Annotated in this window: 23 protein-coding genes; 10 read left to right on the top strand and 13 right to left on the bottom strand. The window is 70.9% G+C overall.

Annotation, left to right across the window (positions count from 1 at the left end; translation table 11 throughout):
- Positions 1-52: 52 nt before the first annotated feature.
- On the top strand, positions 53-601 hold the full coding sequence (locus ACZ31C_RS02080) for a type 1 glutamine amidotransferase domain-containing protein (RefSeq protein WP_465793828.1): 549 nt from the start codon (positions 53-55) through the stop codon (positions 599-601).
- Positions 602-717: 116 nt separating this feature from the next.
- Positions 718-2394, top strand: coding sequence for an MDR family MFS transporter (locus ACZ31C_RS02075; protein ID WP_465793827.1), 1677 nt, complete (start codon positions 718-720; stop codon positions 2392-2394).
- An 86-nt stretch (positions 2395-2480) separates the two neighbouring features.
- Here the strand turns inward: ACZ31C_RS02075 and ACZ31C_RS02070 are convergent, their stop codons facing one another.
- The 6 genes from ACZ31C_RS02070 to ku form a co-directional block, all read right to left on the bottom strand.
- The gene (locus tag ACZ31C_RS02070) at positions 2481-2972 is read right to left on the bottom strand and encodes an NUDIX domain-containing protein (RefSeq protein ID WP_396741054.1); all 492 of its coding nucleotides are present in this window, start codon (positions 2970-2972) and stop codon (positions 2481-2483) included.
- Positions 2973-3212: 240 nt separating this feature from the next.
- The gene (locus ACZ31C_RS02065; RefSeq protein WP_465793826.1) at positions 3213-4223 is read right to left on the bottom strand and encodes an NADPH:quinone reductase; all 1011 of its coding nucleotides are present in this window, start codon (positions 4221-4223) and stop codon (positions 3213-3215) included.
- Positions 4224-4347: 124 nt separating this feature from the next.
- Positions 4348-5010, bottom strand: a complete 663-nt coding sequence (locus ACZ31C_RS02060; protein ID WP_465793825.1) for an HAD family hydrolase — start codon at positions 5008-5010, stop codon at positions 4348-4350.
- Positions 5011-5134: 124 nt separating this feature from the next.
- Positions 5135-5953: an SCO6745 family protein gene (locus tag ACZ31C_RS02055; protein WP_465794340.1), complete on the bottom strand. Its 819-nt coding sequence runs from the start codon at positions 5951-5953 to the stop codon at positions 5135-5137.
- 48 nt (positions 5954-6001) lie between these two features.
- Positions 6002-6649: an FKBP-type peptidyl-prolyl cis-trans isomerase gene (locus tag ACZ31C_RS02050; RefSeq protein WP_465793824.1), complete on the bottom strand. Its 648-nt coding sequence runs from the start codon at positions 6647-6649 to the stop codon at positions 6002-6004.
- 193 nt (positions 6650-6842) lie between these two features.
- On the bottom strand, positions 6843-7901 hold the full coding sequence (ku, locus tag ACZ31C_RS02045) for a non-homologous end joining protein Ku (RefSeq protein WP_465793823.1): 1059 nt from the start codon (positions 7899-7901) through the stop codon (positions 6843-6845).
- An 86-nt stretch (positions 7902-7987) separates the two neighbouring features.
- Here ku and ligD (ACZ31C_RS02040) point away from each other — a divergent pair, with 86 nt between their 5' ends.
- Both ligD (ACZ31C_RS02040) and ligD (ACZ31C_RS02035) read left to right on the top strand, forming a co-directional pair.
- Positions 7988-8929 (top strand): non-homologous end-joining DNA ligase, encoded by a 942-nt coding sequence (gene ligD / locus ACZ31C_RS02040; protein ID WP_465793822.1) that lies wholly within the window; start codon positions 7988-7990, stop codon positions 8927-8929.
- Positions 8919-9833 carry a non-homologous end-joining DNA ligase gene (ligD, locus tag ACZ31C_RS02035; protein ID WP_465793821.1) on the top strand — a complete coding sequence of 305 codons (915 nt, stop codon included), beginning with the start codon at positions 8919-8921 and terminating at the stop codon, positions 9831-9833. Before ligD (ACZ31C_RS02040) ends, ligD (ACZ31C_RS02035) begins: the two co-directional genes overlap by 11 nt.
- A 52-nt stretch (positions 9834-9885) precedes the next feature.
- Here ligD (ACZ31C_RS02035) and ACZ31C_RS02030 read toward each other — a convergent pair whose 3' ends face one another.
- Positions 9886-10794, bottom strand: coding sequence for an aminoglycoside phosphotransferase family protein (locus ACZ31C_RS02030; protein WP_465793820.1), 909 nt, complete (start codon positions 10792-10794; stop codon positions 9886-9888).
- A gap of 49 nt (positions 10795-10843) precedes the next feature.
- Between ACZ31C_RS02030 and ACZ31C_RS02025 the strand changes: the two genes are divergently transcribed.
- Positions 10844-11596 carry a TIGR03089 family protein gene (locus ACZ31C_RS02025; RefSeq protein WP_465793819.1) on the top strand — a complete coding sequence of 251 codons (753 nt, stop codon included), beginning with the start codon at positions 10844-10846 and terminating at the stop codon, positions 11594-11596.
- Positions 11597-11623: 27 nt separating this feature from the next.
- On the opposite strand, the gene ACZ31C_RS02020 is transcribed toward ACZ31C_RS02025, so the two are convergent.
- Positions 11624-11887 (bottom strand): hypothetical protein, encoded by a 264-nt coding sequence (locus ACZ31C_RS02020; RefSeq protein ID WP_465793818.1) that lies wholly within the window; start codon positions 11885-11887, stop codon positions 11624-11626.
- Positions 11884-12177 carry a DivIVA domain-containing protein gene (locus tag ACZ31C_RS02015; RefSeq protein ID WP_465793817.1) on the bottom strand — a complete coding sequence of 98 codons (294 nt, stop codon included), beginning with the start codon at positions 12175-12177 and terminating at the stop codon, positions 11884-11886. The genes ACZ31C_RS02020 and ACZ31C_RS02015 overlap by 4 nt, the downstream gene beginning before the upstream one ends.
- A 369-nt stretch (positions 12178-12546) precedes the next feature.
- Here ACZ31C_RS02015 and ACZ31C_RS02010 point away from each other — a divergent pair, with 369 nt between their 5' ends.
- Both ACZ31C_RS02010 and tcmP read left to right on the top strand, forming a co-directional pair.
- Complete coding sequence (locus tag ACZ31C_RS02010) at positions 12547-12756, top strand: winged helix-turn-helix domain-containing protein (RefSeq protein WP_396741498.1); 210 nt, start codon at positions 12547-12549, stop codon at positions 12754-12756.
- Between the two features lie 260 nt (positions 12757-13016).
- Positions 13017-14198 (top strand): three-Cys-motif partner protein TcmP, encoded by a 1182-nt coding sequence (gene tcmP, locus ACZ31C_RS02005; RefSeq protein ID WP_465793816.1) that lies wholly within the window; start codon positions 13017-13019, stop codon positions 14196-14198.
- Positions 14199-14223: 25 nt separating this feature from the next.
- Here tcmP and ACZ31C_RS02000 read toward each other — a convergent pair whose 3' ends face one another.
- Together ACZ31C_RS02000 and ACZ31C_RS01995 are read right to left on the bottom strand one after the other, a co-directional pair.
- Entirely contained in the window at positions 14224-14982 is a 759-nt protein-coding gene (locus ACZ31C_RS02000) for a DUF5131 family protein (protein WP_465793815.1), read from the bottom strand.
- 334 nt (positions 14983-15316) lie between these two features.
- The gene (locus tag ACZ31C_RS01995; RefSeq protein ID WP_465793814.1) at positions 15317-16996 is read right to left on the bottom strand and encodes a DNA repair helicase XPB; all 1680 of its coding nucleotides are present in this window, start codon (positions 16994-16996) and stop codon (positions 15317-15319) included.
- Positions 16997-17441: 445 nt separating this feature from the next.
- On the opposite strand from ACZ31C_RS01995, the gene ACZ31C_RS01990 reads away from it, so the two are divergent.
- Positions 17442-17681 (top strand): hypothetical protein, encoded by a 240-nt coding sequence (locus tag ACZ31C_RS01990; protein ID WP_396741042.1) that lies wholly within the window; start codon positions 17442-17444, stop codon positions 17679-17681.
- Positions 17682-17744: 63 nt separating this feature from the next.
- Here the strand turns inward: ACZ31C_RS01990 and ACZ31C_RS01985 are convergent, their stop codons facing one another.
- Positions 17745-20216, bottom strand: a complete 2472-nt coding sequence (locus ACZ31C_RS01985) for a helicase-associated domain-containing protein (protein WP_465793813.1) — start codon at positions 20214-20216, stop codon at positions 17745-17747.
- Between the two features lie 83 nt (positions 20217-20299).
- On the opposite strand from ACZ31C_RS01985, the gene ACZ31C_RS01980 reads away from it, so the two are divergent.
- Together ACZ31C_RS01980 and ACZ31C_RS01975 are read left to right on the top strand one after the other, a co-directional pair.
- The gene (locus ACZ31C_RS01980) at positions 20300-20923 is read left to right on the top strand and encodes an HAD family hydrolase (protein WP_465793812.1); all 624 of its coding nucleotides are present in this window, start codon (positions 20300-20302) and stop codon (positions 20921-20923) included.
- A 27-nt stretch (positions 20924-20950) separates the two neighbouring features.
- The gene (locus ACZ31C_RS01975; RefSeq protein WP_465793811.1) at positions 20951-21337 is read left to right on the top strand and encodes a cold-shock protein; all 387 of its coding nucleotides are present in this window, start codon (positions 20951-20953) and stop codon (positions 21335-21337) included.
- Here ACZ31C_RS01975 and ACZ31C_RS01970 read toward each other — a convergent pair.
- Positions 21298-22146, bottom strand: a complete 849-nt coding sequence (locus ACZ31C_RS01970) for a 1,4-dihydroxy-6-naphthoate synthase (RefSeq protein ID WP_465793810.1) — start codon at positions 22144-22146, stop codon at positions 21298-21300. The genes ACZ31C_RS01975 and ACZ31C_RS01970 overlap by 40 nt on opposite strands.
- Positions 22147-22694: the final 548 nt, after the last annotated feature.

Here is a 22694-nt window from a genome sequence, read left to right as displayed (position 1 = left end):
GGCGTTCGGGGCCGGGAAGGGTTCGGTTGACCCCCTGGAGAGGAGATGCAGCATGGCAGCCACGTTGCAGGGCAAGCGAGTCGCCTTCCTGGCCACCGACGGTGTGGAGGAGGCCGAGTACGTCCAGCCGCGCGAGGCGGTCGAGCAGGCCGGCGCCACCGCCGAGCTGGTGTCGATCAAGCCGGACCAGATCCGCGCCTTCGACCACCTGGACCCGTCAAAGACGTACGACGTCGACGTCAGCGTCTCCGACGCGGACCCCGACCGGTACGACGCGTTGGTGCTGCCCGGTGGGGTCGCCAACCCGGACTTCCTGCGGGCCGACCCGGAGGCGGTGCGGTTCGTGCGGTCGTTCTTCGACGCCGGCAAGCCGGTCGGGGTGATCTGCCACGGCCCGTGGACGCTGGTCGAGGCGGACGTGGTGCGGGGCCGTCGGCTGACGAGTTGGCCGAGTCTGCGTACCGATCTGACCAACGCCGGCGCGACCTGGGTGGACGAGCAGGTGGTGACCGACAACGGCCTGGTCAGCAGCCGTAAGCCGGACGACCTGCCGGCCTTCTGCGCCAAGATCGTCGAGGAGTTCGCCGAGGGCCGGCACTGACCCGACCACCGGCACCACCCGTGGCCGGTCCGTCCGACACGCCCCGCCGGGCCTGACGGACGGACCGGCTTCGTCCGTCCCGGGCATGTTTCCGGTGGTACGGGAAAACGGGCGCAATGACCACGGAGAGCCACCCGGAGCCGGTGCTGAGCAAGGGGCAGCTCCGGCTGCTGATGTTCGGCCTGATGACCGGCATGCTGCTGGCCGCCCTCGACCAGACCATCGTCGGGACCGCCCTGCCCACCATCGTCGGCGAGCTGGGCGGCATCAGCCACTACTCCTGGGTGGTGACCGCGTACCTGCTCGCCTCCACCGCCTCGACCCCGCTGTACGGCAAGATGGCCGACCTGTACGGACGCCGCCCGGTGTTCCTGTTCTCGATCGGGACGTTCCTGCTCGGCTCGTTGCTGGCCGGTCTCTCCCAGGACATGACCCAACTGATCGTCACCCGAGGTGTGCAGGGTCTGGGTGCCGGTGGTCTGATCACGCTCGCCTTCACCATCATCTCGGACGTGGTCTCGCCTCGGGAGCGTGGCCGCTACCAGGGTGTCTTCGGCGCGGTGTTCGGTATCGCGTCGGTGGCCGGGCCGCTGGTGGGCGGCTACTTCGCGGAGACCAACTGGCGCTGGATCTTCTATCTGAACGTGCCGCTGGCGATCCTCGCCATCGTGGTCTGCTCGCGGGTGATCCGGCTGGTGCCCTTCACCCGGCGGAAGCACTCGATCGACTGGCTCGGCGCGCTGCTGCTGGTCGCCGGGGTGAGCAGCCTGCTGCTGGCGCTGAGCTGGGGCGGCAACACCTATCCGTGGGGCTCCGCCGCGATCATCGGCCTCTTCGTCGTCGGTGCCGTGCTGGCCGTCGCCTTCGTGCTTCAGGAGCGTCGGGTGGCCGAGCCGATCCTGCCGCTGCGACTCTTCCGCAGCGCCACCTTCACCCTGGCCAACGGTGCCGGGTTCGTGCTCGGTCTGGTGATGTTCGGGTCGATCATCTTCATCCCGCTCTATCTCCAGATCGTCAAGGGCGCATCACCGACCCGCAGCGGTCTGCTGATGCTGCCGATGATGGCCGGCATCATCATCACCTCGGTGTTGACCGGCCGGGCGATGAGCCGGATCGGCCGGTACAAGTGGTTCCCGGTGACCGGCTCGGTGGTGCTGCTGGTCGGGATGCTGCTGTTCACCCGGTTGCAGGTGGGCACCTCGCTGTGGGTGGCGTTCGGCTTCATGGCGGTGATCGGCGTCGGGCTGGGACTCTGCATGCAGTCGCTGGTCCTCGCCGTACAGAACTCCGTCTCACTGCGGGACCTGGGTGCCGGTACCTCGTCCGCGACGTTCTTCCGGTCGCTCGGCGGATCCTTCGGGGTGGCCATCCTCGGCGCGGTGCTCTCCGCCCGGCTGGCCGCCGAGATGTCCGACCGGCTGCCGGCGGCGGTGGCGCAACTGTCCCCGGAGCAGCGGGCGGCCGTGGGCCCGACCGGTGGCGCCGGAGTGTCGGTCGACGACCCGGCGACGATCCTGGCCCTGCCCGCCCCGGTACGTGCGGCCGTCCAGGTGGCCTTCGTCGAGTCCCTGCACCTGGTCTTTCTGACCACCGGGCTGATCGCGATCGTGGCGGTGCTGCTCACCCTGGCCCTGCCGAACGAGCGGCTGCGCGGCACCGGCCCGGAGGGCGCCACCGGCGGCACCGACGGCCTCGGCGGCGAGGGCCCGGCCCCCGGCGGCAAGCCCCTGGACCGCTCCTCGAAGCCCGAGGCCGCCGCCGACATGGAGGCCAAATCCCAGACGATGCTCTGACGTGCATCAGGATTGTGGCGGTGTGGCTGTTCGTGCGCCGGCGTGTCGAACAGCCACACCGCCACGATGAAGGGTCTTCCGGCCGGTCACTTCAGGATCAGGCGGTTGGTCTGCTCGAAGACGTCCAGGTCGGCGAGGGTCTCCAGGACGCTCGTGGAGAGCGGCTGCGGCAGCGCCTCCCGGTGGAAGAAGGCGGCGTCGGTGGTCTCCTCGGTGACCCGGGCCAGCCGCCCGTCCCACTCCTCGACCCGGAACGCGGTGGTGAAGATCTGGTACGTGTGGCCGTACATGTTGGTGTGGGTGCGGTCGGGGCCGGTGTAGAGGGCGAACGCGCTGACCCGCAGCGCGCGTAGTCCGGTCTCCTCGCGTACCTCCCGCACGGCGCAGTCGGCGATGGACTCGCCCAGCTCCATGGCGCCGGCGGGCATCGCCCACTGCCCGTTGTCGGAGCGTCGGATCAGCAGGATCCGTGCGGAGCTGTCGCGGACCACGGCCCGCGCGCCGACGAACATCAGTGTCCGGTCGCCGGCCAGGGCGCGGAGCTGCCCGACGTACGAATCAGCCCAGGAGATGCTCACCCGGACAAGGTACGGGGGTTCTCGCGGCGGATGTGCCGGAACCGGCCACGCCGTAACGTTTCTCGGCGCATCATCGCCGTTAGGAGTGGACGGCTCTCGAAGACCTCACTCCCGGTGGGTGGCCCCGGCGTTCGCACCGCGCCGGGGCCACCCGTTCCTTGCGGGGCGACCCGCACAGTCAGTATCGCGAAACTTGTTCGCGTCTGTCCCGGTGATGGGGAAATAATCCCAGGTCAGGCGCTATTCGCTGGTGTCGACCAGGACCTTCCCGACGACCGAGTCCTCCACCGCGCGATGCGCGTCGGCGGTCGCCGACAGCGGAAAGCGGTGCAGCGGCAGACCCGCCTGCTCGCCCACCCGGATCCCGCCCTGCGCGGCAGCCGCCGCCACGTCCACCACCGCCTGCGCCTTCGCCGCCTTCGGCACGGTGTAGACCATCACGAACTGCCACCGGGCGTTCGGCATCAGCAGCGGCCCGACCGGCAGGGTCACCTCGCCACCGCCGTCGTCGGCGTAGACGCAGACCACGCCGCCGGGCCGGAGCAGGCGTACGTCGGTGGCGGCGTTGCTGGCCGGGGCGACCTCGACGATGCCGTGGACCCCGTCGGGCGCGACCTTGCGGACCTCCTCGACCACGTCCTGCTCCCGATAGTTGATTACTATCGAGGCTCCGGCGGCTGCGGCGAGCTGCGCCTTCTCCGCGCTGCTGACCGTGGCGATCACACAGGCGTCGGCCCAGGAGGCGAGTTGGATCGCCGCGTTGCCGACCGCACCCGCCCCGCCCTGCACCAGCACCGTGTGATCACTCAACGCGCCCGGGCCCAGGCTGTCCGGCAGGTACTCGCCTGAAGTCAGGCAGCGGTGCGCGGTCAGGAACGGGATGCCCAGGCAGGCACCCAGCTCGAACGAGGCGTCGCCGAGGCGTACCGCCTGCCGCACCGGCACCACCGTGTACTCGGCGGCGGTGCCCCAGGGCCGCTGCCAGGCGGCCTCCCAGACCCACACCCGCTCGCCGACCAGCTCCCGGTCGACGCCCTCGCCGACCGCCTCGACCACCCCGGCGCCGTCCTGCCCGGGCGTCTGCCAGCCCGCCGGCAACGGGCCCTGGCGGCGGGCCTTCCAGTCGGTCGGGTTCACCCCGGCGCAGGCGATCCGGACCAGCACCTCACCCCGCCCGGGCTCCGGCACCGGCCGGTCCACCACCTGGAGCACCGTCGGGTCGCCGGTGCGCTCGTACACGACCGTCCTCATCGCGCCCTCCTCGACTCGGCGTGGGCGTCGTTGGCGTTACCCGACCCGGCGGCACCCATGCCGCCGGAGGTCAGGCGGCCCGTTCGAGCACGACCTTCGCGGCCGGGGAGCGGACGGTGGCGGTTCAGCCGAGCCGGTCGACGAACTCCGGGGTCAGCTCGCCGATGGAGTCGAGTACCGCCGCCGCCAGCCGCTTCGCGTCCGGATCCAGCGGGTACGACCCGTGCGGCACCGCCACCACGATCATCCCGGCGGCTGCGGCCGACCGGACGCCGTTGGAGGAGTCCTCCACCGCGACGCACCGGGCCGGGGCGACGCCGAGGCGTTCCGCCACGGTCAGGTACACGTCCGGGGCCGGCTTGCCGCGTGCCGTCTCCTCGGTGGACAACGTGCTGCCGAACTCGTCGGTCAGGGCGGTGGCCTTGAGCGCCGCCGCGATCAGCCGGGTCGGCGACGAACTGGCCAGCCCCAGCGGCCACCGCGCGGCCACCCGACGCACCACGTCGTCCGCCCCGTCGATCAGCGGTACGCGAGACGCGTACCGCCGGCTCATCTCCTCGACCACCTCGGCGGCGACCTGCTCGGCGGTCCGCCGTACGCCCAGCTCACCGCTGAGGTACTCGGCCCACTCGCCGGTGCTCATCCCCATCAGCCGACGCTGGGTGTCCGGCTGCCAGGTCCCGCCGTGCGTCGCCACGTACGCCCGGCGGACCTCCTCCCAGACCGGCTCGGAGTCCACGATCACGCCGTCCAGGTCGAAGACCACCGCATCCACCACGCACACCATCCTGCCGTACCCGCCCCTGATGAAAGGAAGGGTCCCCTGCTAACGCCTCGTGTATAGGAAGGGACCCTTCCTAACGCCCAAGCCGCAACGCGCCCGGCGGCATAGGTCGGTCGGTGCGCTGCGGCTACCGGGCGGGCAGGCCGATCGGGCTGTCCGGCGGGATGACCCGATGGGCGGCCAGGGCGATCGGGTCGAGCAGTTCGCGCAGCCGTTCCGTGCGCGTCGCGCCCAGCGCCCGCCAGGGACGGGCGGCAGCCGAGTCGGTGGCCTCCTCGACGGCCCGGAAACCGGCCCGCCCACGGTCGGTCGGCTGGCCGTCCGAGGTCAGCCAGCCACGGTCGGCCAACCGCTCCCGCGCCTGCGCCCACTCCTGCTCCGACCAGCCCCGACCGAGCAGGTTGGCGGGCGGCATGTCGACCGCGACCCGCCAGGCCAGCGTCTCCACCGGATCGAGGTCGGCGGCGACCAGGGCCGCCACGTGCCCGTCGCCGCGATGTTCGCGCAGTGTGGTGGCGGCCTGCCAGAGTCGGGCCAGCGGGTACTCACCGCACGGCAGCGCGGCGTTGGCCGCGCCGAGCACCCGACCGGCGGTCCCGACCTCGTCGGCGGCGGCCGACAACAAGTCGGCGGCCTCGGCCAGGTGTTGCTCGGGTAGCTCGTAGACCAACTCGGCGAGGGCCTGCACCGCCCCGGTCAGCCGGGACCGCAACGCCTCCTCGGGCCCGGCCAACTGCCACACCGCCGGCAGGGCACGCGCCACCATGTGCGGGGCGAAGGTGAAGAAGGCCGCCACCACCGGGGCGGGACCGGTCGGCCCGAGCGGGGCGGCCCGACCGGCGAAGTACCCCCGCCAGTACCCGCGCAGCCCGGCCGCCTCGTAGGCGGCGCGGGCGCGCGGGTGGAAGTAGGTGACGGCGTGCACCGGCTCGTAGTACGTCCACATCAACCGGGCCGTCCGCCCGGGCTCGTCCGCCGTCGCCACCGTCGTCTCCTACTGGGCGGCGAGGATGTCCACCACGAAGCGCAGCGGACCGGCCGGCCGTCCCCCCGCGCCATCGGTGCCGTACGCCTGCTCGGCCGGGATGTCGAGCTGCACCCGGCTGCCGACCTTCACCCCGACCAGGCCCTTGTCCCAGCCCTCGATGACCTGTCCGACGCCGATCGGGAAGGTGGCCGGCTCGCCCCGCTCCCAGGAGGAGTCGAACTGCTCGCCGTTGGCGAAGAGCACGCCCACGTAGTTCGTGGTGATCGACTGCCCGGCGGTGACGGCCGGTCCGGTGCCCTCGATCAGCGGGGTGACGGTGAGCTTGGTCAGCTCGCCCTCGCCGGCGCTCACGGTCGGCTTGGTGCCGAGCGCCGGGTCCGCGCCCTCGGGCAGTTGCGGGGCGGGCGGGGCACCCGGCGCACCCGGCTCGGCCGGTGCGTCCGCGGGGGCCGACGGCGAGCTTGCGAACTCGTCGGGAGCGTCGTCACCGCCGCGCTGGCCGACGATCACGAAGACGGTGACCAGCACCGCGACCACGGCGATCCCGGCGAAACCACCGGCCCATGCCTGCCGCCGCCGCTTGGCCTCGGCCGCCTTCTGGGCCGCCAACTGTTCGGCCAGTCGCCGTCGTGCCTTGGTCTCCTGCTCGCTCACGTCCTCGACTCCCCTGCTGAGAGGTGTGGGTGCGTCCGGCTACAGATGCCGTCGCCGACACACGGTACCTGGTGGCGGACGCAGTACCGACCGTCGATCGTGACCCGTGGGAATTGTGCGGCAACTGGGACACGGGGGCACGGGTGCGACAGGGGCGAGGACCTCGCCCCGGCAGGGCCGAGGCGACCGCCGGTCAGGCGGACTTGCGGGGAGTCGTCTTCTTCGCCGGGGCCTTCGCGGCCTTGGTCGTCTTCTTCTTGGCCGGCTCGGCCTTCTTCGCCGGGGCCTTCTTCGCACCGCCGGCCGCCGTGCCGCTGGCCTTCGTGCCGCTGGCCCTCGTACCGGTGGCCTTCTTCTCGGCGGTCTTCTTGGCAGGGGCCTTCTTCGCCGCGGTCTTCTTCTGTGCCGAGCGGGCGGAGGTGATCGGGGTGGGCGCACCGGCACCACCGCCGGCGGCGGCGCCGCCTCCCTCGCCACGGGCCGCACGGGCCCGCTCCACCGAGGCCTTCAGCGCCGCCATCAGGTCGACGGCGGCGGGCGGCGCCTCCTCGACCTCCTCCGGCTGTACGACCTCACGGCCCTCCACCTTCGCGTCGATGACCTCCTGCAGCGCCGCCCGGTAGTCGTCGGTGAACTCGTCCGGGTGGAAGTCACCGGCCATCGAGTCGACGAGCGAGGTGGCCATCGCCAGCTCCGGCGGCCGGACCTTGAGGTCCTCGTCCAGGAAGCCGAAGGCCGGCTTACGGATCTCGTCGGGCCAGAGCATGGTGTTCAGCAGCAGCACGCCCTCGCGTACCCGCAGGGTGGCCAACTGCTCGCGCTGGCGCAGCGCCACCTTGACGATCGCCACCCGCTCGGAGTCGGTCAGGGCGTCCCGCAACAGCAGGTACGGCTTGGTCGCCGTGCCCTCCGGCTCCAGGAAGTACGCCTTGTTGTAGAGGATCGGGTCGACCTGCTCGGCCGGGACGAACTCCAGCACGTCGATCGCGTGAGAGGTGCTCAACGGAAGTTCCGCGAAATCCTCGTCGGTGAGGATCACCATCTCCCCGCCGCCGATGTCGTAGCCCTTGGCGATGTCGTCGTAACTGACCTCCTCGCCGCAGACCTGACAGGTGCGCTTGTACCGGATCCGCCCGCCGTCTTCCCGGTGCACCTGGTGGAACCGGATGTCCTTCTCCTCGGTCGCGGAGTACAGCTTCACCGCGATCGAGACGAGGCCGAACGACACGGCCCCCTTCCAGATGGCGCGCATCCCGCACCCCCTTCCCCGATATCGACCATGCTCGCATCAGACGGAACCGGGCGCGAGGTGTTCGGCCTGCTACTACAGTCGGTTTCGTGCCCGGCGCGCCACTGAGGCCGATGCTCGCGGTGACCGGGCAACTGCCTGCCGGCGCCGGGTGGGCGTACGAGTTCAAGTGGGACGGCGTACGCGCCCTGGCCGACATCGCCGCCGGACGGCAGCGCCTGTACGCGCGCTCCGGCGTGGAGATCACCACCGCCTACCCGGAGCTGATCCCGCTCGGCGAACAGGTCGACGACGCACTGCTCGACGGTGAGGTGGTCCTCTTCGACCGGGCCGGTCGACCGTCGTTCACCGCCCTGGCCGAGCGGATGCACGTACGAGACCCGGCCAAGGCGGCCCGGCTGGCGGCGAGCGCCCCGGTCACGTACATGATCTTCGACCTGTTGCGGCTGCGCGGCACGGACCTCACCGGCTGGCCGTACGCCCGGCGTCGGGAAGCCCTCGACGAACTCGGACTGGGCGCGGCGCGGTGGACGGTCCCACCGGTCTTTCCGGACGGCCCGGCGACCTACGACGCGGCCGGTGAGCACGGCCTGGAAGGGGTGATGGCCAAGCGGGCCGACTCGACCTACCGGCCCGGCGTGCGGTCGCCGGACTGGGTGAAGGTCAAGCTGGAGGTGACCGGGGACTTCGTGATCGGCGGCTGGCGACCCGGTGCCCGTCGGATCGGCGGCCTGCTGGTCGGGGTGCCCGGCGCCGGTGGACGGCTGGTCTATCGGGGGCGGGTCGGCGGCGGGATCGGGGCGGCCCTGGAACGCGAACTGCTGCGGGAGTTGGAACCGCTGCGCACCACCACCTCGCCGTTCGGCGGCGACGTGCCCCGGGAGGATGCCCGGGGCGCGATCTGGGTAACTCCCCAGGTGGTGGTGGAGGTCAAGTACGGCCAGCGCACGCCGGACGGGCGACTGCGGTTTCCCAGGGTCCTGCGGCTGCGGCCGGACAAGTCGGCCGAGGAGGTGGAGGATGCCGGCTGAGCGGGTCCGGGTCGACGTCGCCGGACGCACCCTGGAGTTGTCGAACCTGGACAAGGTCCTCTACCCGAAGGCCGGCTTCACCAAGGGCGAGGTGATCGACTACTACACCCGGATCTCGCCGGTGTTGCTGCCGCACCTGCACGACCGGGCGCTGACCCGGATCCGCTACCCGAACGGCGTGGAGGGCAACTCCTTCTTCGAGAAGAACGCACCCGCCGCCACGCCCTCCTGGGTGCACGTCGAGACGTTGCCCGCGCCCGGCTCGACGAAGGGCCGGGAGACCATCGACTACGTGGTCGCCGGCGACCTGCCCACCCTGGTCTGGCTGGCCAACCTCGCCGCCCTGGAACTGCACACCCCGCAGTGGAAGGTCGGCGCGCATCCGGACCTGATGGTGGTCGACCTGGACCCGGGTCCGCCGGCGACCCTGCGGCAGTGCTGCCGGGTGGCGCTGCTGCTGCGTGAACGGCTGGCCGCCGACGGGGTGGACAGCTATCCGAAGACCTCCGGCAAGAAGGGCATGCAGCTCTGCTGCCCGATCGCGGGTACGCAGTCCGCCGACGACGTGTCCGGGTACGCCCGGCGGATCGCCCAGGAGTTGGAGCGCGAGCACCCGAAGCTGATCGTATCGAAGATGGCGAAGAACCTCCGGCCCGGCAAGGTGTTCATCGACTGGAGTCAGAACAGCGCGGCGAAGACGACGGTGGCCCCGTACTCACTGCGGGCGCAGCCTGTGCCCTCGGTGTCCGCACCGCTGACCTGGGACGAGGTGGAGGCGGGCGCGGCGGGCAGACGACCGTCGTCGAAGCCGTACACGGCCTCGGAGGTGCTGGAGCGGGTCGAGGAGCACGGCGATCTTCTTGCGCCTTTGCTCGAACCCGGTCGTGCGCTGCCTTCGGCGTAAGGAAGGGTCCCTTGTTAACGCCTGCGGTATAGCAGGGGACCCTTCCTAACAACTAGCCCAGGCGATCGTGGTCGCCGAGGACCTCGGTGATCACGCGGTGGTCGTCAGCGGCCAGTGCGGGATCGGAGTCGAGGTGCTGCGCCAACAGCAGCATCGCCTTCCACAACGCCCAGCCCCGCGCCCGTGCCCAGGTGCCCTCGTCCTGCCTGACTGTCTCCCGAAAGGCGTGCCGGCTGCTGCCGGAGAACAGCGTCCACGCGATCACCAGGTCGCAGGCCGGGTCACCGACGCCGGACGTGCCAAAGTCGATCACCGCAGCCAGCTTTCCGTCCACCACCAGCAGGTTGCCCACCGCGATGTCCCCGTGGAACCACACCGGACTGCCGTGCCACTCGGCGGCCAGGGCGCCCTCCCACACGGTGGCGGCCCGCGCCACGTCCACCTGCCCGACCAGGACGCTCAGCAGATGCCGGGTCTCCTGGTCGTAGTGCGCGGGCGAGGCGCCCCGGAAGAAGCTGTGTTCCCCGGCAGCCGGGCCGCCGGTCGCGTCGCAGGACTGCAGGGCCAGCACGAACTCGCCCACCGCTACGGCGAACCGCACCGGATCGTCGATGCGGCCCCGGTCCGCCGTCTCGTCCGGCAGCCAGCCCCGTACCGACCAGGGAAAGGGATAACCCTCGCCGGGGATTCCGGTGCCCAGGATCGACGGGACGGCGACCGGCAGCTCCGGCGCGAGCCGGGGCAGCCACTCGTTCTCCTTCGCCACCGCCGGGACGTACCCGGCGGCCGTCGGCAGGCGTACGGTCATCGTCTCGCCCAGTCGGTACGTCCGGTTGTCGTGGCCGTCGCGTTCCACCGGAGTGACCGGCAGGTCGGCCCAGTGCGGGAACTGAGCGGCGATCAGACGTCGGACCAGTCTGGCGTCGATTCCGGCACGGCCGTCGGGAGCGGTCGAAGGCATCCCGCGATCCTCGTTTCGTCACCGTGCGTCGGCAAGGGATTATCGACGGATGGAGACCGCTCTTCCCGTACTGTCCGCCAACGGCCTCGCCGAGCGGGGCCGGCCGTTGATCACCTGTCTCGACCACCGGACCGGTGCCCGGCACGATCTGACCGCCGCCGAACTGGGCGAATGGTCGGCGCGCGCGGCCGGTCTGCTGCGGGACGGGTGCGGGCTGACGCCGGGCAGCCGGGTGGCGGTGCTGTTACCGCCGCACTTGCGTACCGCTGCGGTGTTGCTCGGGGCCTGGTCGGTGGGGATGACGGTGTCGTTCCGGCCGTGGGCCACCGCCGGGTTGCCGGTGCTTGAGCCGGGCGGCGACCGGCCGTACGACGCCGTGCTGGTCACGCCGGAACGGCTCGACGACTGGTTGGAGGAGGTACCGGAGGGGCTGCACCGCTATCTCGTCGGCACCGGGGCGGAGCCGCTGGCCGAGGTGCCGGCCGGTTGGCTCGACTGGTCCGTGGAGGTGCTGCGGCACGGCGCGGCCCCGACCGACCGTCCCGTGCTGCACGCCGGTGACGCGGCCAGCCCGGACGGCACCAGCTACGCCGAGTGGGGCTCGGTCGCGAAGGTGGTCGCCGAGCAGCTTGACCTGCGGGTCGGTGACCGTCTGCTGGTCGACGTCAGCGAGCACGACCAGCCGCTGAAGTGGCTGCTCGCGCCACTCTCCGCCGGTGCCTCCGTGGTGCTCTGCACCAACCTCGACCCGGAGAGCCGAGACGCGGTCGTCGCCGCCGAGCAGGTGACCCGAGTCCTCTGACCTGCACAGCGGAACAATCCTCGCTGGTCACCGGTTTAGCCCAGGCGCGCGCCGCGAGCAGGACGCGGTGTGGTCGACCGGCAGGGCACACCGCGCGCCGCCGGGCAGCAGGCGGTCGCAGAACACCCAGTGGCGTACGTCCTGCTGGTCTTCGATCGAGACGGTCACCCCGCCCGGCTCGATGCGTACGCTGAGTCGGGCCAACACGCGGGCCGCGGTCCGGGCGAAAATCCGGGCCCGCAGCAGGTCGGGAGCGGTGATCGGCAGATGGATCACCCAGCGCTCGGTCATCGGTAATGACGGTCCGCCGGCTGGGTGCTCTGCCACGCACGCAGGGCGTTCTTGATCCGTATGTTCTCCTCCTGCACCGCGACCAGGGCGGTCTGCGCGGTGGCGAGTTCATCGGCCACCCGATGCAGGAAAGAGTGGATCTCGACGGGGTCGAGCCCTCGCCGCCGGACATTGAAGCACCGCTCGTGGATTTGCCATGGCCGCAGCGGAAGCTGAGTCGGATGTGGTGGGACCGGCACGTCGGGACTCGTCGCAGGTCGGCGTAAGAGCCAGCGGATCAGGCTACGCACGTGACCACCCTTCGTTGGGATCGCAGGAAGGTGGAGGGGCGGTCTCCGCCAATTGCGGTCGGCGGAGACCGCCCGCGCCCTGCCACCGCAGCCTCAATCGGCGGTACGACAGCAGGGCCGCGCTGAGGTAGCGCGGAGATGGGTCTCGACGGCGATGCGAGACCGCACGAGAGGCGCCAACCGACCGCAGCGGCACCGCATCACCGAGAGCGACGCTATTGCCACTGAGTCACCTATGTCAAGCATGTCTCCGAGTCACCTACCCACCTAGGTCATCAATGCTACGTACGTTGCCTATGGCGTGAGAGTTGATCGATACTGAGCGGGCCAACCGACTGCAAGGGGCCTGACGTGCCTATCCCGCCCACGATGGACGAGTTGCTCGATGAACTGCTAGGCAAGATCAAGGACGGGACGTATCCGCCCGGCTCTCAGTTGCCCTCTGGGCGAGTGTTGGCGGACAAGTACGACGTTTCGCAGTCCACGATCAGTCGAGCGGTGGCACGGCTGCGGCAGCGGGGCGTGCTGGTCGGCCGCCCGGGTCGCGGTGTCTTCGTCGCTGACTCCGGCCGGAACTGACTTCGTCAACGACGGCAGCGCTGTCGATTGATGTGGCTCGCGGCTTTAGGTGCGCGCCCTCAATGTGGCCCTGAGCGCTGCCCTGCGGTCAGATTCAAGACACTTGGCGTCGATGCTGCCATGTGTCGATCGCTGCTAGAGGTGCGGAAACCCGTATCGGATGGATATCGGGACCATGGAGCGCGGGTTCCTGCGCATCTTCCGGCGGTCATGACCTTCCGCTAGCGTGACGCTACCTTAGGTAGCCGTGGGGAGGGCTAATGGCCGGGGCTGACTTCTTCGCTTCCAGAAAATCGGCAGCAGTCTTCAAGCACGGGATCTTGAGTAGGTACCCGGTGGTGTTTGCGTCTAAGACCGGTCGCAGCGTTGCGGGTAACCGAGTTGTCTTCCTAGACGGCTACGCAGGGCGCGGAGAGTATGACGACGGACAGCCGGGCTCACCGCTACTCCTGTCGCAGTGTGCTGATTTCGTGAAGAGCTACCGTAGCGTGCTGGCGTTTTTTGTTGAGCAGAACCCGGACAACTTCGCCAACCTCGCGCGCGTTCTCGATCAGAAGGGCGGCGATGCAGAGCGGATTGTCCGGATGGGCTCCGTCGACGAGCATCTTCCTGAAGTCCTGAGACGGGCTCAGGGAGCGTCGTTGTTCGCTTTCCTCGACCCCTTCGGCCCTGCGTTGGACTTCGACGTGCTCAAGGCCGCTCTGCTCGGCCGGCCGTCATGGCCGCCTACTGAGGTTCTGCTGCACTTCAGCGTGCTGACCGTCGCTCGGATGGGTCGTGCCGTACACGCGTCTCGTTCGAGGCATGGGGCGCTTTCGGCGGCAGATCAGAAAACAGCGGACCGGCTGGACTGCTTCCTCGGCGGCGACTGGTGGCAGGAACACTTTGCTGGCGTCCGGGATGAAGGTGATGAGCAGCTGGCTACCGAGATTGCCTTGGAGGTCTGCGACACGTACGAGAAGCTTCTGACGACCGGAACGAGATACCGGGCGGTCAAGATGCCAGTACGGCCCAGGCCCGATTTGCTGCCGAAGTACGTGCTGGCGCTCTTCACGGCCAGCAATGAGGGAGCTTGGCACTTTGCAGACTCGCTGGGTAAGGCGGGAGTGGAGTGGTCGGTGGCGTGGCAGACGGATCTGCTGCGCAAGGGAGAGAGGTACGGGCAGGGCTCGCTGTTCGGTGATGATGAGTTGCCAACGCCCGAGACTCACAGCAGCAGTCACGGCCCAGAGTGGACGAGAATCATCGCCGGAAACTTGGAACGGCTGCTAGACCGGATAGGTTCCTTTTGCCCTGCCGACTTCGTGCCCGAGGTTTACGGCACGACGCTAGGTCAAGCGAGCGTTCCTCATGTCCGGGCGGCCGTGAGGCTGCTGAGCGGAACGTCAGTGGTCAACACGGGTAAGGGTGACTTTTGGAAGGAGCGCCTGCGGCGCCCATAGGGCGGTAACCCTCCGTCGGTGACCGTCACCCGATCGACGTGAGTTCCCGTGTCGCCGGCATCTCGTCCCACGTTTGCCCGTCGAGTTCCCGGCCGCCAGCCTTCGGCGTTCTACCGCCCCACTGCTTGAAAAAGAAGGCCGTCCCGCCGTCGACGCACTGGTCCCGCAGGGACCGCACCCAGTCAGGATGGACCGGCCGGCAGCCGGGACCGGACTCGCCACCGGCAATCAGCCAGCTTATGCCATCGAGGTTTGGTTCGTTCAGCGGGCCAAGGAGTGGCTCGGCTGAAACAAACCGAACGGCTGCGGGCACCTGGCGGAGATGATCGATCCGCTCCGTCTGTTCATCGTCCTCAACGGAGACACCCATCCAGACGTTGGCCGGCCAGGTGAGTTGAGGAGCGAGTTTCGCAAGCCTCGCGGCTCGCTTTGTGAGTACCTGGTAGGTGTGCTGCGGGGTCGCCGCCATGACCTCAAAGACCTGCTTGACGAAGTCTAAGGGAACCTTCGCGTGGAACAGGTCGCTCATCGAGTTGACGAACACGATCCGAGGCTCTCGCCACCGAAGCGGCAGCATCAGCTCATTGGGGTGTATTGCGACTCCGAATCCCGGTCCGGATGTGCGCGCGTCGCCGTCCGTCTGATACTTCGCCGACCTCATCGCCTTCAGGCGTTTAGCCAAGGTCAACGCGTAGCAGTGATCGCAACCACGCGAGATGCGGTCGCACCCAGTTGTCGGGTTCCACGTGGCTTCGGTCCACTCGATCGAACTCTTGTCTGCCATCGCCACACTCCCCAGCCGGTTGGGTCGATTCTGTCGAACGTGCGTACGGATTGAAAGGTATGGAGGCGATCTTTCTTGCGAACGAGCAACAAGCACAGCAGTAGCCCGTCCTTCCGCTCGACCAACGGGCAGGAGGCAGAGTCGGACGCGGCCGTCACCCACCAGGCAGCGCCGCTGTTCTCTTGAGGCCACTGATAACATGGGGAACGGAGACACAGAGCGAGCAGATCGGGCGCGGTGCCCGAGCCGGGTACGGCGGCTAGCACGATCGAGGCATCCCGAAGTGACCAGCGATCGGGCTGAGCATTCGTAGCCGGGCGGGCAGGCGAAGAGGTCAGTCGACGGTCGGTAGGGGTGGGCCGAGGACGTCGTCGGCGTCGACGATGGTGTACGCGTACCCCTGTTCGGCGAGGAAGCGCTGCCGGTGGGCGGCGTACTCGGTGTCGATGGTGTCCCGGGAGACGACGGTGTAGAAGTGCGCCTGTCGGCCGTCGGCCTTCGGGCGCAGCACCCGGCCCAACCGTTGCGCCTCCTCCTGACGGGAGCCGAAGGTGCCGGAGACCTGGATCGCCACCGCCGCCTCGGGCAGGTCGATCGAGAAGTTGCCGACCTTGGAGATCACCAGGGTGCGGATCTCACCGGAGCGGAACGCGTCGAACAGCCGCTCGCGTTCCTTGTTGGTGGTCGAGCCCTGCACGATCGGGGCGTCCAGGTATTCGCCGAGCTGGTGCAGCTGGTCGATGTACGCGCCGATCACCAGCGTCTGCTCCTCCGGGTGCCGCTCGACCAGGGCGCGTACCACCGGCAGCTTGGTGCGGGCGGTGGCCGCCATCCGGTAGCGCTCCTCGGCCTCCGCCGTCGCGTACGCCATCCGTTCGGCGTCGGTCAGGGTGACCCTGACCTCGGTGCAGTGCGCCGGGGCGATCCAGCCCTGCGACTCGATGTCCTTCCACGGCGCGTCGTACCGCTTCGGGCCGATCAGGCTGAACACGTCGCCCTCCCGGCCGTCCTCGCGGACCAGGGTGGCGGTCAGCCCGAGGCGGCGGCGGGCCTGGAGGTCGGCGGTGAAGCGGAAGATCGGCGCGGGCAGCAGGTGCACCTCGTCGTAGACGACCAGACCCCAGTCGCGGGCCCCGAACAGGTCCAGGTGGGTGAAGGCGCCGCCGCGCCGCGAGGTGAGCACCTGGTACGTGGCGATGGTGACCGGCCGGATCTCCTTGCGCTCGCCCGAGTACTCGCCGATCTCCTCCTCGGTCAGCGAGGTGCGGGCGATCAGCTCCCGCTTCCACTGCCGGCCGGCGACCGTGTTGGTGACCAGGATCAGCGTGGTCGCCTTCGCCTCGGCCATCGCCGCCGCGCCGACCAGCGTCTTGCCGGCGCCGCAGGGCAGCACCACCACGCCCGAGCCGCCCGCCCAGAACGCCTCGACGGCCTCCCGTTGGTACGACCGCAGCGTCCACGGCCTGCCGCCGTCCTCGCCGTCCTGGGTCAGCGCGATCGGGTGGGCCTCGCCGTCGACGTACCCGGCCAGGTCCTCCGCCGGCCAGCCGAGCTTGAGCAGGGCCTGCTTGAGTCGGCCGCGCTCGGACGGGTGCACCGCGATGGTGTCGTCGTCGAGCTTGTTGCCGAGCATCCCGGCGAGCTTCTTGCTCTTGGCCACCTCGACCAGCACCATCCGGTCGAGGGCACGCAGGACGAGTCCGTGCGCCGGGTCGTTGGCGAGCTGGAGCCGGCCGTACCGGTCCATGGTCTCGGCCACGTCCACCAGCAGGGCGTGCGGTACCGGATAGCGGGAGTACTTGATCAGGGCGTCCACCACGCCCTCGGCGTCGTGGCCGGCGGCCCGGGCGTTCCAGAGCCCGAGCGGCGTCAACCGATAGGTGTGCACGTGCTCGGGGGAACGCTCCAACTCCGCGAACGGCGCGATGGCCATTCGGCAGGCCTGGGCGTCGGGGTGGTCGACCTCCAGCAGCAGCGTCTTGTCGGACTGCACGATCAGTGGTCCACCGCTCACGCGGAACCCCCTCCTCGGTACGGCTGATCGGCCCACTCCGGCAGGTGGCTGACCTGCGGGCGGGCGACCATCCAGTGTTGCACGCGCGGCCGGGTGGCAAGAAAACCGTCGACCAGCTGCAACCCAGTGGGTACCTCGGTGCGTCTTGCACTGGGGGAGACGATCGTCGAGGCCGCGCGTGCCCACGGCGACCGTCACGCCGGTCGGCGTCGGCGCGCGTTCGCGCCGCGACGAGAGGGGCCACCGAGCGGGGGCCGGGTCCCGTCGTCGCGGATGCCAGCGGGGGCGAGCGCGTGTCCGGGCCGCACCGGCGACCCCCGCCCACCGTTTCACCGTCGCCTCGGCCGGGGTATGAACCCGCCGGATCGTCACGTGATGGTGCTGGTCGGTTGCGCTCCGGGGTGTCACCCTGGACGACAGGGCCGGACCGTACGGGGGAGGGCGCATGACCGTTGACCAGGAAGTGATCTTCGACCGCGAGCAGGCGCAGTCCGCAGAACCCGTCTCCACCGCCACGGTGATCGCGTACGCGGTCCTCGGGGTGGCGCTGTTCGGCTGGTTCCTCTTCGGCTGGCTCGTCCTCCAGCAGGGCTTCGTGGACTCGGTCGGCGAGGCGCTCGGCACCGGCTTCGCGCTGCTGCTGGTCGTGGCGATCGTCGGATCGGTCCGGCGCAGCCTGCGCTGACCGGCCACCGCCCGAGCAGCGCGTCACCCCGGCAGCGCCCACGTCACGTCAGCCGGCGCCGGGTCACCTCTCCAGCACGGCTGCGGTGATCCGGTGCAGGGCGAAGGTGTGCAGCATCTCGGTGCGCTCGTCCTCGGCGCGCAGGTAGCCGGCGCCCAACGAGACGGGCCGGACCAGCCGGGACGCCGTCGCCCCGTGCGCGTCGACGTAGCCCACCCAGACCAGCGCCTTGTCGCGTACCGCCTGTTGCAGCACGGCCAGGGCCTCGCTGTGGCCGGTCGCCGGGGTGGGACCGTCCGGCGTACCACCGCGCACCGCCGCCGGTGCCCGCCGGGCCGCCCGCGCCGCCGCGTCACCTCGACGGATCTGCTCCACCACACCCAGCAGGCGCGGCAGGGGCAGACGCGGGGTGGCCAGCGGATCGAGGGCCCGGGTGGCGACGGAGACCCGGGCGGGTGCCCGTCGGGCCTTCGGCCGGGTCAGCACCGCCGAGCCGGTGGCGTCCTCGGCCACCGGGGCGTAGCCCGCCTCCCGGAGTACGACAAGCATCCGCCCCGCCTGGTAGGGCGTCACCAGCACGGTGGGCGCGAGCCGACGCAGCGCCAACGCCTCCAGCCGCCGGTCCGCGAGCACCTCGGCCAGCAGCGCCTCGTCGTCGCTGCGCAGGTACGCCCCGGCGGAACCGACCCGCAGCCCGCCGTGCTTGCGGGCCACGTCGTCCACCAGGTACGTCAGACCCTGCGGCACCGGGGTGCGGGACCGGCGCCGGAACAGGTCGTGCAGGTCGTCGGCGGAGTACCCGGCGTCGAGCGCCCGGCGGACGCTGGCGGTGGTGATTCGGTGCACGCTTGCCCCACCGGCGGACTCCGGTTCGGCGACCACCTCCAGTTCGGCGGCGAGCGCCGGCTCGGGCGGCCCCGGCACCACCACGGTCAGGTCGGCCTGCACCAGGAAGTGGTCCACCGGGGCGGGCAGCAGCGCGTCAAGTGCCCGCACGGCGGTACCCGTACCGTCCTCGGCATCGGTCCGGAGCCCGAGCGGGTCGTCCGCGTCCCGGTCCTCGCTCGCGGTCGCCTCGGCCAGCAGCAGCCGCCCGTACGAGGTGAGTGCCCCCAGCCCCGTCACGCCCAGCGTGGCCGCCTCGGTCAGCACCTCCCGGTGCGCCGCCTCCCGCCCCCGACTGCGGCGCGGTGCCCGCCAGTCGAGCAGTGTCAACACCTCGTCGGCGGTGGGCGCGCTGGCGCGTTCCAGGTCGGCGAGTACGCCGAGCACCGCCCTGCGCGCGGCGGGCGCCCCGGCGCGTTCCGCCTCCGCGGAGAGCACCGTGATCGGGCGGTCCCGGTCGTCCCGCTGCCCGACCAGCCCGACCTGCCGGGTCATGGTCAGCCAGGCCCGGGCCACCTGCTCCCAGCGCTGGGCCAGTGAGCCGGCTCGCCACATCTCGTACCCGGCGGTGGGCATCACCTGCTGGTCGGCGCCGTATCGGCCGGCGGAGCCGGGCAGCTCCACCTCACCGGTCAGCCCGGCCGCGTACGCCACCTCCAGCAGCAGCGCGGCGGTCGGCTCGTCCAGGCCGGTGGCGCGGGCCAACCGGCGCAGGTCGCGTACGCCCAGGCCGCCCGAGCGGAGCACCGGCGCGGGTTCGGCGGCCAACTGTTCCAGCAGCGCCTCGGTGTGGCGTACCACCTCCATGGTCTGCCCGGCCCCGGCGGAGTCGGCGGCCTTCGGCTCGCGTGGGGTGCTGGCGACCGCCGGTGGGCTGGTGCGCAGCGGACCGAGCGGCCCGGTGTCGCGGCGCAGCAGCAGCCCGACCTCCCGGGGCAGCTCGACCATGCCGGCGGTGCCGCCCTTGCCGCCGGCGACCCGCACCAGCAGCCGGTGGTCGACCAGCCAGCGGACCGGCGAACCGGTCGCTGCCCCGCCGTTGGTGTCGTCCGGCGGCAGGTCGTCGTCGGTGCCGACCGCCGGGGCCCGCAACGCGCCGACCGGCACGCTGCCGACCGGCGGCCCGGCCGCCAGCCGGTCCAGGATCGCCCGCGCGGACGGCGGCGCGGAGAGCAGCGTGCGGCGCAGCTTCGCCGGGTCCGCGCAGAGCGCGGCCGTGCGCGGGTCCAGCTCGGTGGCGGGCCGGCCGAGTCCCGCCGGGTACGGGGAGATCTCGTCGACGCCACCGACCAGGCGCAGCTCGTGGTCGGGGCCGTAGAGCAGGAAGAGGGCGCGCAGCCGGTCGACGGCGGCGCGGACGGCGGACGGTGCGGGCGGGTGCGGGCCGGTGGCGGCCATCGCGAGGACCCCGTCGACCGAGGTGGTGCCGTCGGCCGGGTCACGGGTCAACCGGGCGGCATCCAAGATCAGCAGGGTGAACTGGTCCAGCCCGTCCAGCGCGCGTGACACCGAGACCCGGGACTGGGCCCGGATGGCGAGGGCGGCGACGTCGGCGGGCACCGGCACGACGAGGTCGGGCCGCGCCTGGAGCAGCGCGGCGATCGACTCGTCGGGCAGCGCCCGCAGGTGGTCGGCGAGTGAGGTGCTCATCGTCGTTCCACGCTAGCCCGGCCGGGGCCGCTCCCGCCCATCGGACGTCCCGGCTGGTCTGGCTGGCCGGGTAGCTTCGCAGCATGCGCCAACTGACGGTCGGCTTCGACCTCGACATGACCCTGGTCGACTCGCGCCCCGGCATCGCCGCCACCTACCGGGCGTTGACCGAGCGGACCGGCGTACCCGTCGACGCCCAGGTCGCCGTCTCGCGGCTGGGCCCGCCGCTGCGGACCGAGATCGCCCACTGGTTCCCGCCGGAGCGGATCGACGAGGGGGTGCACGCCTTCCGCGAGCTCTATCCCGCGTACGCGATCACGCCGACCGTGCCGCTGCCCGGCGCCGTCGACGCCCTCGACGCGGTACGGCAGCGGGGCGGACGGGTGCTGGTGGTCACCTCGAAGCTGGGCCGGCTCGCCCGACTGCACCTGGAACATTTGGGTCTGACGGTCGACGAGGTGGCCGGTGACCTGTTCGCCGAGGGGAAGGCGACGGCGTTGCGGGAGCACGGTGCGACCCACTATGTCGGCGATCACGTGGCGGACATGGTGGCGGCGCAGGCGGCCGAGGTACCGGGGATCGCGGTGGCGACGGGCCCCTGTTCGGTCGACGAACTGAGGGCCGCCGGGGCGGCGACCGTGCTGGCGGATCTCACCGGATTCCCGGCGGCGCTCGACGACATGATCCGGCTAGCCTTGAGGCAGTAGACGTCTCAACGAAGCAGGGGTTCTCAGGTGCCTACGGGTCGAGTGAAGTGGTACGACGCGGCCAAGGGATACGGGTTCGTCACCAGTGACGAGGGTGGCGACGTGTTCCTGCCGAAGACCGCGCTACCGGCGGGTGTCACCGACCTCAAGGGCGGCCAACGGGTCGACTTCAGCGTGGTGGACAGCCGACGCGGCGCGCAGGCGATGGGAGTGAAACTGCTCGACGCCCCGCCCTCCGTGGCGGAGTTGCGGCGCCGACCCGCCGAGGAGCTGCACGGTCTGGTCGAAGACATGATCAAGGTGCTGGAGGCGAAGGTGCAGCCGGACCTGCGCCGGGGCCGCTTCCCGGATCGCAAGACCGCCCAGAAGGTCGCTCAGCTGGTCCACGCGGTCGCCCGCGAACTGGAGGTCTGAGGCACGAGCCCGGCGTCGGCGGCCCGGCCGAGCAGCGCCTCCACGGCAGCGAATCCCGCGTCCCCCAGGTCGGCGGTGAACTCGTTGACGTAGAGGCCGATGTGCCGGTCCACCACGTCGGGCTCCATCTCCTGCGCGTGCGCCACCACGTACGCCCGACTGGCCGCCGGGTCGGCCCAGGCCCGCTGGACGGAGTCCCGGATCCATCCGGCGGCCTGCTGCGGGTCGACCACGCCGCGCCGCGCCAGAATGGCACCGAGCGGGATCGGCAGCCCGGTGTCGGCCTCCCACCACTCGCCGAGGTCGACCAGGGCGGTCAGCCCATGGCGGGGGTAGGTGAACCGGGCCTCGTGGATCACCAGCCCGGCGTCGTACCGTCCGGCGGCCACACCCGGCATGATCTCGTGGAACGGCACCACCTCGATGCGGCGCGGCGTCCGGCCGGCGGCCCAGAGCCGGAACAGCAGGTACGCGGTGGTCCGGTCGCCCGGCACCGCCACCGTCGCGTCACTGAGGTCGGTCCGGTCCGGCCCACCGTCCCGGTCGGTCCGGGTGAGCACCAGCGGCCCGCACCCGCGCCCCAGCGCACCCCCACAGGGCAGCAGGTGGTAGTCCGCCAGCAGCCAGGGCAACGCGGCGTAGCTCACCTTGACCAGGTCGAACGCGCCGCGCTCGGCGGCCGTGTTGGTGACGTCGACGTCGGCGTACGTCACCTCGACCGGAGGTGCCCCGGGCACCTGCCCGTGCACCAGCGCGTGGAAGACGAACGTGTCGTTGGGACAGGGCGAGATCGCCAGCGAGAGCGCCACCACCCCACCGTAACCCCGCCTCGACCGCCCGCCACCCGCCGGTACCGCCACCGTCAGCCAGCCCACACCCGCCCCCCTCAGCCTCGCCCCAGCCCGGCCTCGCCCAGCCCCAGCCCGGCGTCGCCCCGGCCCACCCCAGCCCGCTTCTTCTCTGCCTTGGCTTCGGTCCCACTTCGGCGCTGGCCTCGGTCCCACCTCGGCCCCGCTGAGGGAGTCCTGTGGCCTGCGCACCTGGCGGCGCAGCGTTGCGTAGACGTCAACCGCCGGACGTCGCTCGGGTGCCGACACCACGTCCACCGAGGCGCCTGTCGAGCTGACTGCATCCGCGGATCGGGCCCCCTCCGAGCCCGAACCGGGTGCGGATTCGCCGGGGCGATAGCACCGACGGTTCAGCTCGACAGGCGGCCAGGAGGAGTAGAGGTCGGCCCAGACTGGTCGAGGTCAGTGCCCCCGATGTCACCAGGTACGGGAGTTATCCACAGGAGTTATCCACAGGTCCGCCGGGTGGGTTGAGGGCGCTGTCGGGTTCGGCCAGCATCAATGGTGCC

Source organism: Micromonospora sp. NPDC023869 (genome assembly GCF_055559695.1).
This window is presented reverse-complemented; position numbering and strand designations above follow the sequence as displayed.

Coding starts and splice junctions, on each gene's coding strand:
- ACZ31C_RS02020 (WP_465793818.1), bottom strand. CDS start 11,887: ATGACCGAGCGCTGGGTGATCCATCTGCCGATCACCGCTCCCGACCTG.
- ku (WP_465793823.1), bottom strand. CDS start 7,901: ATGCGCGCCATCTGGAAGGGGGCCGTGTCGTTCGGCCTCGTCTCGATC.
- ligD (WP_465793821.1), top strand. CDS start 8,919: ATGCCGGCTGAGCGGGTCCGGGTCGACGTCGCCGGACGCACCCTGGAG.
- ACZ31C_RS02030 (WP_465793820.1), bottom strand. CDS start 10,794: ATGCCTTCGACCGCTCCCGACGGCCGTGCCGGAATCGACGCCAGACTG.
- ACZ31C_RS02075 (WP_465793827.1), top strand. CDS start 718: ATGACCACGGAGAGCCACCCGGAGCCGGTGCTGAGCAAGGGGCAGCTC.
- ACZ31C_RS02080 (WP_465793828.1), top strand. CDS start 53: ATGGCAGCCACGTTGCAGGGCAAGCGAGTCGCCTTCCTGGCCACCGAC.
- ACZ31C_RS01985 (WP_465793813.1), bottom strand. CDS start 20,216: ATGAGCACCTCACTCGCCGACCACCTGCGGGCGCTGCCCGACGAGTCG.
- ACZ31C_RS02055 (WP_465794340.1), bottom strand. CDS start 5,953: ATGTGGACGTACTACGAGCCGGTGCACGCCGTCACCTACTTCCACCCG.
- ACZ31C_RS01980 (WP_465793812.1), top strand. CDS start 20,300: ATGCGCCAACTGACGGTCGGCTTCGACCTCGACATGACCCTGGTCGAC.
- ACZ31C_RS02065 (WP_465793826.1), bottom strand. CDS start 4,223: ATGAGGACGGTCGTGTACGAGCGCACCGGCGACCCGACGGTGCTCCAG.
- ACZ31C_RS02010 (WP_396741498.1), top strand. CDS start 12,547: ATGGACGAGTTGCTCGATGAACTGCTAGGCAAGATCAAGGACGGGACG.
- ACZ31C_RS02000 (WP_465793815.1), bottom strand. CDS start 14,982: ATGGCAGACAAGAGTTCGATCGAGTGGACCGAAGCCACGTGGAACCCG.
- ACZ31C_RS01990 (WP_396741042.1), top strand. CDS start 17,442: ATGACCGTTGACCAGGAAGTGATCTTCGACCGCGAGCAGGCGCAGTCC.
- ACZ31C_RS02025 (WP_465793819.1), top strand. CDS start 10,844: ATGGAGACCGCTCTTCCCGTACTGTCCGCCAACGGCCTCGCCGAGCGG.
- ACZ31C_RS02060 (WP_465793825.1), bottom strand. CDS start 5,010: ATGGTGTGCGTGGTGGATGCGGTGGTCTTCGACCTGGACGGCGTGATC.
- tcmP (WP_465793816.1), top strand. CDS start 13,017: ATGGCCGGGGCTGACTTCTTCGCTTCCAGAAAATCGGCAGCAGTCTTC.